Here is a 12,376-nt window from a genome sequence, read left to right as displayed (position 1 = left end):
CGAAGACGCTGTAGCCTGTCGCCTGGTCCATCACCGTCATGAGGGACGTGCCGAGCACCATGGTCTTGTGCGATTCCAGCGGCGATTCGACACCCATGGATTCGGCCATCTCCTTGATCGGCCCGATACCGAGATAGTCCTTGGCGAGCCGCACCGGCACGGTGTTGATCGACTTGGCGATAGCCGTGAGCAGCGTGACGTTGCCGGCCGAGCCGCCATTGTAATTGTGTGGCGACCAACTGCCCCAACTGACGGCGCCGCCGGAAACCACCGAGTCCGGCGTGAAGCCGTGCTCCATCGCGGTGGCATAGACATAAGGCTTGAACGACGACCCGGTCTGCCGCAGCGCCTTGGTGGCGCGGTTGAACTGGCTGGCGCCATAGTCGCGGCCGCCGACGATGGCGCGCACCGCGCCGTTGGTCTCGATCACCACCACCGCGCCCTCGGTAACGTTGTATCCCTTGCCGAACTGGCGGAGATGGAATTCGACCGACTCTTCGGCCGCTTTCTGGATATTGGCGTCGAAGGTCGTATGGGCGACCAGCGAGTGTTGGCCGGGCTTGGCGATCTTCTTGACCTCGTCGAAGGCCCAGTCGAGGAAATAGTCGGGGCTCTTCTGCTCGCCGCGGTCGACGACATCTGCCGGATGCAGCCGCGCCTGCAGCACCTGGCCCTCGGTCATGAAGCCGGCGTCGACAAGGTTGGAGAGCACCACATTGGCGCGCGCACGGGCGGCCGGCAGGTTGATGTGCGGGGCGTATTTGGTGGGCGCCTTGAACAGGCCGGCCAGCATTGCCGCCTCGGCGAGGTTCAGGTCCTTGACGCTCTTGCCGAAATAGAAATCCGCCGCCGCCTCGATGCCGAACGTGCCGCCGCCCATATAGGCGCGGTCGAGATAGAGCTGGAGGATCTCCTTCTTGGAGAGATTGGCCTCCAGCCAGAGCGACAGGAAAGCTTCCTTGATCTTGCGCTCCAAGGTGCGCTCGTTGGACAGGAACAGGTTCTTGGCCAGCTGCTGGGTGATGCTGGAGCCGCCCTGGACCACCGAATTGGCGCGCACATTCTCGAAGATCGCGCGCGACAGGCCGAGAACGTCGATGCCGTAGTGATCGAAGAAGCGGCGGTCCTCGGTCGCCAGCACCGCCTTGATGACGATATCCGGCATCTCGTCGACCGGCACGGAATCGCGCTGGATGATGCCGCGCTGGCCGATCTCGTTGCCGTAGCGGTCGAGGAAGGTGACGGCGAAATCGCCCTGGTTGCGCCAATCGCCGGCGGTGATCTCAAACGCCGGCATGGCCAGCGCCAACAGCACCACGAAGCCGCCGGCTCCCATGGTGAACCCTTCGCTCAGCACCTCGATGATGGCGCGCCGCCAGCCATGCAGGCGGAAGCGGCGGGAAAAGATGGTTGCGGCCTCCCAGAATTCGCGCGCTTTGAAGCTGATCTCGTAGAGCGAGGAATCGAGCCACGCATCGACGGCAAGAGCCGCCGAGGCGATCCGGCCTCTTCTCTTGCGTGGTTTCGAAGGAGTTGGCATTCCAGACTTCCGCCCCAATGCGCTTTCGCCCGAAAACAGCATGCGGGCAGTTTCAGGTGGCACCCTGCCAAACTATTCGACCATTTTATCACTGCTCACAAGGGCAGCGAAGCCACAGCACAAGCTTTGTTGAATGGAGGTCAATCGGCCGTGAACGGCGGGTAGTCATCAGCGCGCCGCGATGAAGCGCATGAAATGCGCCACATCCGCTTCGGTCGGCTCCTGGCCGGTGAAGGAGCGCAGATAGGCGGCGAGATGGCTGACGCGGGCCTCGACCGGTTCCTTGAGGTCGAGCACGTAATAGCCGATCTGCATGTAGTAGAGCACACGCGCTCGGATGAAGGCGTCCTCGTCGTCGTAGCCGTGCCGGCGGTACATGTCGCGGATGGCGCTGAGGCGCTCGTCGTCGGCCTGGTCGATCATCTGCCGCACGTCTGCCGAGCGCCTCGCCCATTCGCGCACGGCGAAATCGAGCCTCGGGTCGAAGAGGCGCTCGTCGGCCCAGCATTCGAATACGTTCATCACGCCCATGATGATGGTTTCGGCGGGGCGCCGGGCGCGCTCGACGATCGCAGTGGTGTTGGTGTCGTGCCAATGCTTGAGCAACTGGTCGAGCAGATCCTGCCGGCTTTCGAAATACCAGTAGAAGCTTGAGCGCGACACGCCGAGCTTCTGGCCGAGGGTGAGCACGCGCACGCTCTCGATACCGTCTGAAACCAGCGTCTCAAGCGCCAGATTGATCCAGTCCGAGCGCGTGACCTTGATGTTGCCGAGAACCGGTTCGGCCTGCGGGGCGGTCATGATCATGGCCGCACAATAGGCATGGCGGGAAGCGGCGCGCAAGCGATCTGTACACTTGTGTCTAGACACTCCTGTACAGGACGTGTATCGTAAGGCTCTCCAACGAGAGGGAGAGGCTCGTGAAATCGCATTACCGGGCAGTCGTCATCGGGGGAGGCGTGGTCGGCGCCTCGGTGCTCTATCACCTGACGCGCTTCGGCTGGAGCGACGTGGCGCTTATCGAGCGCGCCGAGCTGACGGCCGGCTCGACTTGGCACGCGGCGGCCGGCTTCCATGCGCTGAACGCCGATCCCAATGTCGCGGCGCTGCAGGACTACACGATCAAGCTCTACCGCGAGATCGAGGCCGAGTCCGGCCAGGATGCCGGGTTGCACATGACCGGTGGCGTCAACATGGCAAGCGATCCGCAGCGCTGGGAATGGCTGAAATCGGCCTGGGCGGTGTTCCAGTCGGTCGGCATCGAGACGGCCCGCCTGGTGACGCCCGAGGAGATCAAGGAGATCTGCCCGATCGTCGACGTCAGCGATGTGCTGGGTGGCCTTTACGATTCCAACGAAGGCCATCTCGACCCTTACGGCACGACGCACGCCTATGCGGGCGCCGCAAAGAAGCGCGGCGCCGATGTGATCCTGCGCAACCGCGTGATCGAGCTCAGCCAGCGCGCCGACGGCGGCTGGGATGTGGTTACGGAGAAGGGCGCGATTGTCGCCGAGCATGTCGTCAACGCCGGCGGCCTGTGGGCCAAGCAGGTCGGCCTCATGGCAGGCGTCGACCTGCCGGTGACGCCGATGGAGCACCATTATTTCGTCACCGAGGACATTCCGGAGGTCGCTGCCCTGGACAACGAGCTCGGCCTTGCCGTCGATCTCGACGGCTTCTCCTATCTTCGGCAGGAGCGCAAAGGCGTGCTGCTAGGTGTCTACGAGCAGAATCCAAAACATTGGAACATGGACGGTGCGCCCTGGGACTACGGCATCGAGCTGATCCCCGAGGACATCGACCGCATCAGCCCGGAGCTTTCGAAGGCGTATCAGCGCTTCCCCTGCCTGGCCAAGGCGGGCATCCGCAAATGGGTCAATGGCGCCTTCACCTTCACCCCCGACGGCAATCCACTGGTTGGCCCGGTGCGTGGCTTGAAGAACTACTGGGTCGCCTGCGGCGTCATGGCCGGCTTCAGCCAGGGTGGCGGCGTCGGCAAGTCGCTGGCCGAATGGATGATCTACGGCGAGCCGCAGGCCGACATCTTCGGCATGGACATCGCCCGCTACGGCGCCTTCGCCGCCAACCGCGAGTATCTCAGGCAAACCACGCGCCAGTTCTACGCCCGTCGCTTCGTCATGACCTTCCCCAACGAGCGGCTGCCGGCGGGCCGGCCGCTGAAGCGGCCCGGCGCCTATGACGGCATGAGCGCGGCCGGCGCCGAGTGGATGGCCTCATGGGGGCTGGAAATCCCGGCCTATTTCGCTCCGATGGGTTTTCGCGAGGAGACGACGCTGAAGCGCTCCAACGCCTTCGACATCGTTGGCGATGAGGTGCTGCAGGTGCGCCGCGCCGCCGGCCTCGTCGACACCACGGCCTTCTCGCGCTACGCCGTGTCCGGTCCCGGCGCCGAGGCCTGGCTCGACCGGCTGCTTGCCTGCAAACTGCCGAAGCCTCGGCGCGCGAAGCTTGCCCCGATGCTCGGCCATGACGGCAGGCTGAAGGGCGACCTTACCGTGCTCAACTGGGGCGGCGGCGACTACTGGATCATGGGCTCCTATTACCTGCGCGAATTCCACATGCGCTGGTTCGAGGCGCACATGGCGGACGGCGTCTCGGTTAACGACATCTCGGACGCGATGTCCGGCTTCCTGGTGACCGGGCCGAATGCAAAGAAGGTCGTCGAACGCACCACGCACCAGGACGTCTCCGCCAAAACCCTGCCGTTCATGGCCTGCGCCGAGTTCGACATCGGCATGGTTCGCGCCCGGGTCGCCCGGCTGTCGATCGCCGGCGAGCTCGGCTTCGAAATCAATTGCCCGGCCACCCTGCACGGGACGCTGCGCGAGACGCTGCTCGCCGCCGGCGAAGATCTTGGTCTCGCCGAGATCGGCTACTACGCGCTCAACGCGCTGCGGCTGGAGAAGAGTTTCGGCATCTGGTCGCGCGAGTTTACCCAAGGCTACACGCCCGGCCAGACCGGCCTTGACCGGTTCGTCGCCTTCGACAAGGGCGATTTTGTCGGCCGCGAAGCAGCTCTCAAGGAGCACAAGGCGGGCGTCGCCCGGCGGATCGTGACCCTGGAAGTCGATGCCGTCGACGCCGACGCCAGCGGTTTCGAGCCTGTCTGGCACAAGGGCCGGCGCGTCGGCTTCGTCACTTCCGGCGGCTACGGCTACACGGTTGGCAAGAGCGTCGCCCTGGCGTTGCTCGATGACGATTTCGCCGGGGAGGGGACGCAACTTTCCGTCCACATTGTCGGCGTCGAACGGCCGGCGCGCGTCATCGCGGCCTCGCCCTACGACCCCAAGGGCGAGGCAATGCGGCAATAGGGAGGATTGGGCATGATTGATGAGGCCGCACGCGATCAGAGGCGCGAACGCCGGCGCGGACGCACCGGCGAGGCCGGTAGCGAGTCCAGCCGCCGCCCGAACTATCGTTCGCTGAAGAACCCCTTCCTGCCGCAGCCGGTCTTTTCCGACGATCAGGTCGCCGCAATCCACGACACGGCGCTGCGCGTGCTGGAAGAACTCGGCATCAAGGTGCTGCTGCCGGAGGCGCGCGCCATTCTTGCCAAGGCCGGCGCCCTGGTCGACGAGGACAGCCAGATGGTGCGGATCGGCCGCGACATGGTCGAGGCAGCCTTGGCGTCCGCGCCGCGCTCGATCCCCGCCTATGGCGGCGCCCGCTCCCGTGACCTTATCCTCGAGCTTGGGTCCATGACATTCCTCGCCGGCTCCGGCGCGCCCAACGTCACCGATCTCGAGCGCGGAAGGCGGCCGGGCACGCTCGCCGCCTTCGAGGAATTCATGAAGCTCCTGCAGCATTTCGACGTGCTGCATATGCTCGGCCCTTGCATCGAGCCGCAGGACGTCGACACGCGCTTTCGCCACTTTGCCACCGGCCGCGCGCAGCTCACCTTGTCCGACAAGTTTCCCTTCGTCTTCGCGCGCGGCACGCCGCAGGTCGAGGACAGTTTTGAGATGGTCCGGCTGGCGCGCGGCCTCTCGGAGGACGAATTTCGCAACGGCGCCTTCTGCTACACCGTCATCAACACCAATTCGCCTCGCCAGCTCGCTATCCCGATGGCGCAAGGCATCATCGACTTCGCCAGGTTCGGCCAGGTGTCGATCATCACGCCCTTCTGCCTGGCGGGCGCCATGGCGCCGATCACGGTCGCCGGCGCGCTGACCCTGCAGCATGCGGAGGCGTTGGCGGGGCTGACGCTCGCCCAGATCGTGCGCCCCGGCGCTCCGGTGGTCTATGGCTCGTTTTCCTCCAATGTCGACATGAAGTCGGGCGCGCCGGCCTTCGGCACGCCGGAGCACATCAAGGCGACCTTGGGCGCCGGCCAGCTCGCGCGCTTCACCGGCTTGCCTTGGCGTTCCGGCGGCGGCAGCGCCGCCAATGTCTCCGACGCGCAGGCGGCGCATGAGACGCAGTTCGCGCTATGGGGCTCGGTGCTTGCCGGCGCCACCGTCTGCATCCATGCGGCAGGCTGGCTGGAGGGCGGCTTGAGCGTCTCGTTCGAAAAGCTGATTACCGACATCGAGGCGCTGCAGACGGTCGCCGAGCTTTGCGCCACGACACCGGGTGATGCCGACGCCATCGGTTTCGACGCTGTTGCCGAGGTGCAGCCCGGCGGCCATTTCTTCTCGGCCGCCCACACCATGGCCCGCTACCGTACCGCCTTTTACGAACCGTTGGTGGCCGACTGGTCGAATTTCGGCAACTGGACGCAATCCGGCGGCAAGACCGCGACGGAGCGCGCCACCGGCATCTGGAAGCGGATTCTTTCCGATTTCCAGCCGCCCGCATCCGCTGCCGCCACCGCCGGCGTGCTCGACGATTTCATCGCACGCCGCACCGAAGAGGGCGGCGCGGCACCGGTGTCGTGAGGTCAAGGCAGCAGGGCAACCGCTGTACGCGAATAGGTTTTGTCGCTGACTTGATCGAGCATGAAGGCCGCCACGTCGGCGCGCGCCAGCGTCGGCAACAAGGATCTAGCCCGGATGCCGTGGCCGTGGCGGAACCGGCCGATGGCTGGACCGTTGCCGAGCTTTGGCGGTCGCACGATCGTCCAGTCGAGGCCGGACTGCGCGATGAGCCTTTCCTTCGCTTCGTGATCCGCCGCTTCATGGCGCAGCACGAGCGGCACGACGATGCCGCCGAGCAGTGGCCCCAATTGCCGCCGGCTGTCGCGGACGCCGAGGAAGGACTGATAAATGAGCCGGGTTGGCCCGCTCCGTTGCATCGCCTCGACGATGAAGCCGATACCGGCAATCACCGCCGCGTCGTGCTTCAGTGGCACGCCGACACCGAGGCAGCTCAACACCGCGTCGTGACCGGCAATCGCGCCCTCCACCGCCTTGCAGTCGGCGACGTCTCCGACGATCACGCTCAGACGGTCGTGGCTGATGGCGAGCTTGCGCGGGGTGCGGACGAAGGCGGTGACCAGATGGCCTTCCGCCAGCGCCGCCGAGACGAGGGCGCGGCCGGTCGCGCCCGAGGCGCCAAAGATCAGAAGTTTCATCTCCGGCCTCCCTGGCCAGTCTGCCCCGCTCGTCAGCCAGCTTGCGCCCTGCGGCGAAAGCGACCGGCGCCCCAGCCGGGCAGCAGCCTTGTGTAGACGTAGTCGCATTGCTCCACCAGACCCTGCGCGGCGCCTCCCTCAAAAACCGTGTCGCCCCACATCGTGACACGCGTGATGCCCTGCATGCCCGCCGAACCGGAACCGCGCATGGTGCGGCTCGCCCCCGAAACTCTCGGCAGCCGCCCGGTTTTGCTTGTCTATCGCCGCGAGATCGGTGATGAGGCGCCTGTGCGCCGTCATCCGTTTCGTAACTGTGGTGATCAGGGATCAGGCAACGGTGATCAGCGGCAAGGCTTGATGGCATTGCCTCAAGACGCCGTCCGACGATCTGGCGAAACGGGTACGAGGCGGCTACGCTGCGATGAGGACAAGGCAGGCGAGAGGAACCACATATGACGGCGCCTGGCGATTTGATGCAGGCCTTGTTCCTGCGATTGAAGACCGATGCGTCGCTGTCGGCGCTGCTGGGCGGCGCCGGCCTGCTCGAGCGCGCCGACGCCAAAGCCGCATTTCCGCACGTCACCTACGGCCGCACTAGCGCCTTCGACCTGGACACCGGCGCCGACGACAACGACGACCAACTCATCACGCTCCACATCTGGTCGAAGGCGCAGGGCGAGGCCGAGACGCGGCTCATCATGGACAGCATCAAGGCGCGCCTCGACGGCGCGGCCCTCTCGATCGGCCCGCGTGGCCAGACGCGGCTGTCGCTGGAATTCGCCGAGGCGCGCTATGACGACGACCTCGCGGTGCACCACGGGCTGCTGCGCTTCCGCGCGCTGACGCAAGAAAGTGCCTGAGAGACCAGCTTTTCCTTCAGCAATTCCAGGAAAGGTGCGCAGCGGTTTTCCGTCCGGAAGTACAAAAAAAAGGAGTTAGAGCAATTCCGCGTTTCCTTGAAACGATGGACTTCTCTAGAGCTGGGCCTGGATGGCGGCCTTGTCGATGACGGACCAGACCTCGCGTATCCGCCCGTCCTGGATTTCATAAAAGACGTTCTCCGCGAAGGTGACTCGCCTGCCGTTCACCGCCAGGCCGAACAGCATGCCCTTGGGCCTGCAGTCGAAATGCAGACGGGCCGCCACGCGTGGTGGCTCTGAAACCAGAAGCTCGATGTTGAAACGCAGATCGGGAATGGCCTGAAAATCGCCTTCCAGCATGCGGCGATAGCCCGAAAGCCCCACCGTCTCGCCATTATACTGCACCTCCTCGCCGACAAACTGGCCGAGATTGTCCCAATCCTGTTCGTTGAGGCAGGCAATGTAGCCCTTGTAAAGACTGGCAAGGTCGTCATGGCTCATGGCATTCTCCCCGTCCTCAACTGCTTCACGGCGCAAATTAGAGCATATGCTAGCCGCGAAAACCGTAGCCGCGCCCGTGATTTTCCGGCTATCAATCCATGCTGGTCCTGATGGGCCCAGGCAGTTGGACTCGCATTTGTTCGTCTCGCGGGCAGGGGGTATGGCGGGCATGGATTTTCGGCCGTTCACCGTTCATTTCATGTTCAGCACAAATGCGTTAGTACCGTGATCATGAAAACGTTCCGCTCCCTTACTCGCGCCGCGACGCTGGCGCTTGCCGCAGCCGGGATTTTTGCGTCGCAGGCGACGGCGATGCCGCCCGTCGAGCCATCGGTCGATCAGCCGCTCGTGCTTGCTGCCAGCGACTGCTATGCAATCGGCCAGCAGATCGCCGCGCAGAACGGCGGCACGCTCGCCAAGGCCTCGCAGGCCACGCGCGGCGGACAGCAGGTCTGCGTGATCGTGGTACTGGTCCCGGGCAAGGAGGGCCAGCGGCCGCGCCGTACCGAGATCGTGGTGCCGCTGGACTGACGCCCAATTCCCTTTAACAGGCTTAAGTTTCCTGGCCGGCGGAATCGGCCTATACCTCCACCCTTCAACAGGCTACGAACCATGCGCGTGCTCGTCGTCGAGGATGACAAGGATCTCAACCGGCAGCTTACGGATGCGCTGGTAGATGCCGGCTATGTGGTCGACCGCGCCTATGACGGCGAAGAGGGGCATTTCCTCGGCGACACCGAGCCTTACGACGCCGTCGTCCTCGACATCGGCCTGCCGCAGATGGACGGCATCAGCGTCGTCGAGCGCTGGCGCCGCGGCGGGCGCAAGATGCCTGTGCTGATCCTGACCGCTCGCGACCGCTGGAGCGACAAGGTTGCCGGCATCGACGCGGGCGCCGACGACTACGTCACCAAGCCTTTTCACATCGAGGAGGTGCTGGCCAGAGTGAGGGCGCTGATCCGCCGCGCCGCCGGCCATGCCTCGTCCGAGCTCACCTGCGGGCCGCTGAGGCTCGACACCAAGGCCTCCAAGGCCGACGTCAACGGCGTGCCGCTGAAGCTCACTTCCCACGAGTTTCGGCTGCTTGCCTATCTGATGCATCATATGGGCGAGGTGGTATCGCGCACCGAATTGGTCGAACATCTCTACGACCAGGACTTCGACCGCGACTCCAACACCATCGAGGTGTTCGTCGGACGGCTTCGCAAGAAGATGGGCATCGACATGATCGAAACCGTGCGAGGCATGGGCTATCGCATGCGAGAGCCGGAGGCGTGACGCGGAACCGCTGAAGCCGACGATGAGAACGTGGCTTTCAAAGCTGCGGCTCTGGCCGCGCTCGCTGACCTTCCGCGTCATCGCCTTTTCCACGATTTGGGCGATCCTGACGCTCGTCGTCATCTTCACGCTCATAACCACGCTCTACCGCCAGGCCAGCGAGCGCGGCTTCGACAGTCTGCTTTCGGCGCATCTGTTCAACCTGATCGGCTCCGTCGGCATTTCCGACAATGGCGCGCTCATCGGCTCGCCCGACCTTGGCGATCTGCGCTTCTCGGAGCCGAATTCCGGCTGGTACTGGTCGGTCGAGCCGGCCTCCGAAGACGTTCACGGCGAACTCCATTCCTCCTCGATGACCTCCTCGATCCTGTCGCCGAGCGTCGCCGAGGTGCCGTTCAACGCGAACTTCCAGCGCAGCTATTCGACCGAGGGCATCAAGGGCGAGGAGTTAGAGGTTTTCGAGAGCGAGTTCGTGCTCGATGCCAAGAACCGCGCCGCGCGCTTCCGCGTCATGGGCAATCACAGCGAGCTCGAGCAGGAGATCGCGAGCTTCCAGCGCCGGCTGCTCACCTATCTGTCGCTGTTCGGCGTCGGCATGATCGCCATCAACGCCATCGCCATCCTTTTCGGCTTGCAGCCTTTGCGCCGCGTGCGCAATGCTTTGGCGATGGTGCGCGAGGGCACGGCGCAGCGGCTCGACGGGCGCTTTCCGGCCGAGATCGAGCCTCTGGCCAGCGAGACCAATGCGCTGATCGAGAACAACAGGCGCATCGTCGAGCGCTCGCGCACCCAGGTCGGCAACCTCGCCCATTCCCTGAAGACGCCGCTTGCCGTCCTGATCAACGAGGGCCGCGCGCTCGGCGGCGCCAAGGGAGAGCTCATCGCCGAGCAGGCTGCCTCGATGCAAAAGCAGGTCGACCATTATCTGCAGCGCGCCCGCGTCGCTGCCCAGCGCGACAGCGTCGTGTTCCGCACGCCGGTGGCGCCGCTGGTCGAGCGCATGGTGCGCGTGCTGCGCAAGCTCAACCCGCAGACACAGCTTTCGCTGTCGCCGCCGGCCACCGGGATCGTCTTTGCCGGCGAGCGCGAGGATCTTGAGGAATTGCTCGGCAATCTCCTCGACAATGCCATGAAATGGGCGAAAAGCGCCGTTGCCGTCTCGGTCGCCGCCGTTCCGGGAAGCCCCAACCGTTTTGAAATCGTCATAGAGGACGACGGCCCCGGCATTCCCGAGGACAGCGCGCGGGAAGTGTTGAAACGCGGCAAGAGACTCGACGAGACGAAGCCGGGAACGGGGCTTGGATTGGCCATTGTCGCCGACCTCGTCAACGAGTATGGAGGCGCCCTTGCGCTGGAACGGTCCAGCATGGGCGGCTTGAGGGCAGTGGTAAGATTGCGGAGCCTTCAATAATGTTTTATCGATTTCCGTGCGGCCGCTTGCGGCCAAATTTCCGACAAATATCAATACTATGGGCTCGCTATCCTTCCCGCTGGCGCGGTTCCCGATCCATCTCGCTCCAGAAGTGCTTTTCGCCCAAGAAGCCCATCACGCTCAAGAGAACCGGTTGCTGGTATGAAGATTCGCGTTGCGCTCGTTTCCGCCCTGATGGCCGTGTCGGGCTGCACCACGCTGGGCAGGACCGGCCTGACCTCTCCGGTCACGCCCGTCGCCACGCCGCCGGCCGCCGGTAAGGTGGGAGCCGGCATCGTCGCGGCCATGAATGGCGGGCTCATCGGCGGCTCGATCGGTTCGGGTCTGAGCGATGCTGAAAAGCGCAAAGGCCTCGAGGCCGAGTACAAGGCGCTGGAATACAACGCCAGCGGCCAGAAGGTGACGTGGAAGGGCGACAGCTCGACCCATTATGGCGAGGTCGTTGCCGCCCAGCCCTACCGGGTCGGCTCGCAGGACTGCCGCCAATACGCCCACACCGTTTACACGAGCGGTTCGGGCGTCACGGCGCGCGGCACCGCCTGCCGCAATGCCGACGGCAGCTGGACGCCGCTGACCTGAATTAGCAACGATCGGCGCAATTTGACATTGATCAAGGACGGCCGGCGCGTCTGCCGCCAAAGCGTCGCAGGGCGTCCGTGTTGGCAGGGCAGGGCTCTGCCTTTATTGGAATAGCCATGCTGTTCTGGGTCATAGCTGCAATCCTTACGCTGGGCGCCAGCCTGGCGGTGCTTTTGCCGCTGGCCGGCGGCACGAAAGCCGCATCGACCGCCGGCGATCACGATCTCGAAGTCTATCGCGACCAGCTTTCGGAACTCGACCGCGACATGGCGCGCGGTCTCATCCAGCCGGGCGAGGCGGAGGAAGCGCGCGCCGAGATCGGCCGCCGCATTCTGCGTCTCGGCTCGCACAGCCAGGCAAGCGCGCGAGCGCCGCGCCCTGCGCGCGCCGCGAAGCTGGTCGCCACCGCCGCCGTGCTGGCGGTGCCGCTGGTCAGCTGGGGACTTTACGGCTCACTCGGCTCGCCGGATCTGCCCTCGCAGCCGCTGGCCGAGCGGCTGGCCAAGAACCCTGCCGAGTCCTCGGTCGACGAGCTGGTTGCCCGCGCCGAGGCGCATCTCGCCGCCAATCCCTCGGACGGCAAGGGCTGGGACGTGCTGGCGCCGGTTTATCTGCGCCTGCAGCGCTACGCCGACGCGGTGACCGCCTATCGC

Annotated in this window: 13 protein-coding genes; 8 read left to right on the top strand and 5 right to left on the bottom strand. The window is 64.9% G+C overall.

Features of this window, described 5'->3' with window-relative positions:
- The coding region (locus tag EOA75_RS19035; protein ID WP_127324895.1) for a transglycosylase domain-containing protein at positions 1-1,540 on the bottom strand (1,540 nt) is incomplete at its 3' end.
- A gap of 168 nt (positions 1,541-1,708) precedes the next feature.
- Positions 1,709-2,347 (bottom strand): TetR/AcrR family transcriptional regulator, encoded by a 639-nt coding sequence (locus EOA75_RS19030; RefSeq protein ID WP_067320941.1) that lies wholly within the window; start codon positions 2,345-2,347, stop codon positions 1,709-1,711.
- 113 nt (positions 2,348-2,460) lie between these two features.
- Between EOA75_RS19030 and EOA75_RS19025 the strand changes: the two genes are divergently transcribed.
- Both EOA75_RS19025 and EOA75_RS19020 read left to right on the top strand, forming a co-directional pair.
- Positions 2,461-4,872, top strand: coding sequence for an FAD-dependent oxidoreductase (locus EOA75_RS19025; RefSeq protein WP_127324894.1), 2,412 nt, complete (start codon positions 2,461-2,463; stop codon positions 4,870-4,872).
- A gap of 12 nt (positions 4,873-4,884) precedes the next feature.
- Positions 4,885-6,438 carry a trimethylamine methyltransferase family protein gene (locus EOA75_RS19020; protein ID WP_127324893.1) on the top strand — a complete coding sequence of 518 codons (1,554 nt, stop codon included), beginning with the start codon at positions 4,885-4,887 and terminating at the stop codon, positions 6,436-6,438.
- Positions 6,439-6,440: 2 nt separating this feature from the next.
- Here EOA75_RS19020 and EOA75_RS19015 read toward each other — a convergent pair whose 3' ends face one another.
- Both EOA75_RS19015 and EOA75_RS34125 read right to left on the bottom strand, forming a co-directional pair.
- Entirely contained in the window at positions 6,441-7,073 is a 633-nt protein-coding gene (locus tag EOA75_RS19015; RefSeq protein ID WP_127216246.1) for an NAD(P)H-binding protein, read from the bottom strand.
- Between the two features lie 32 nt (positions 7,074-7,105).
- Entirely contained in the window at positions 7,106-7,282 is a 177-nt protein-coding gene (locus EOA75_RS34125; protein ID WP_164747446.1) for a hypothetical protein, read from the bottom strand.
- A 243-nt stretch (positions 7,283-7,525) separates the two neighbouring features.
- Here EOA75_RS34125 and EOA75_RS19010 point away from each other — a divergent pair, with 243 nt between their 5' ends.
- Positions 7,526-7,933, top strand: a complete 408-nt coding sequence (locus tag EOA75_RS19010) for a DUF3168 domain-containing protein (RefSeq protein ID WP_067320953.1) — start codon at positions 7,526-7,528, stop codon at positions 7,931-7,933.
- 114 nt (positions 7,934-8,047) lie between these two features.
- On the opposite strand, the gene EOA75_RS19005 is transcribed toward EOA75_RS19010, so the two are convergent.
- Positions 8,048-8,434, bottom strand: a complete 387-nt coding sequence (locus EOA75_RS19005; RefSeq protein WP_067320956.1) for an ester cyclase — start codon at positions 8,432-8,434, stop codon at positions 8,048-8,050.
- A 231-nt stretch (positions 8,435-8,665) separates the two neighbouring features.
- Between EOA75_RS19005 and EOA75_RS19000 the strand changes: the two genes are divergently transcribed.
- The 5 genes from EOA75_RS19000 to ccmI all read left to right on the top strand — a co-directional run.
- Positions 8,666-8,965: a hypothetical protein gene (locus EOA75_RS19000; RefSeq protein WP_067320960.1), complete on the top strand. Its 300-nt coding sequence runs from the start codon at positions 8,666-8,668 to the stop codon at positions 8,963-8,965.
- An 81-nt stretch (positions 8,966-9,046) separates the two neighbouring features.
- Positions 9,047-9,712: a response regulator transcription factor gene (locus EOA75_RS18995; protein ID WP_067320964.1), complete on the top strand. Its 666-nt coding sequence runs from the start codon at positions 9,047-9,049 to the stop codon at positions 9,710-9,712.
- Between the two features lie 22 nt (positions 9,713-9,734).
- Positions 9,735-11,123 carry an ATP-binding protein gene (locus tag EOA75_RS18990; RefSeq protein WP_127324891.1) on the top strand — a complete coding sequence of 463 codons (1,389 nt, stop codon included), beginning with the start codon at positions 9,735-9,737 and terminating at the stop codon, positions 11,121-11,123.
- Positions 11,124-11,285: 162 nt separating this feature from the next.
- Positions 11,286-11,723 carry a hypothetical protein gene (locus EOA75_RS18985; protein WP_127324890.1) on the top strand — a complete coding sequence of 146 codons (438 nt, stop codon included), beginning with the start codon at positions 11,286-11,288 and terminating at the stop codon, positions 11,721-11,723.
- A gap of 116 nt (positions 11,724-11,839) precedes the next feature.
- The coding region (gene ccmI, locus EOA75_RS18980; protein ID WP_127324889.1) for a c-type cytochrome biogenesis protein CcmI at positions 11,840-12,376 on the top strand (537 nt) is incomplete at its 3' end.

Origin of the sequence: Mesorhizobium sp. M1A.F.Ca.IN.022.07.1.1, from assembly GCF_003997575.1 — a bacterium.
In the GTDB taxonomy this organism is placed as follows: domain Bacteria; phylum Pseudomonadota; class Alphaproteobacteria; order Rhizobiales; family Rhizobiaceae; genus Mesorhizobium.
Note: the sequence above shows the minus strand (reverse complement) of the source record. Positions and strands in the feature narration are given on the sequence as shown.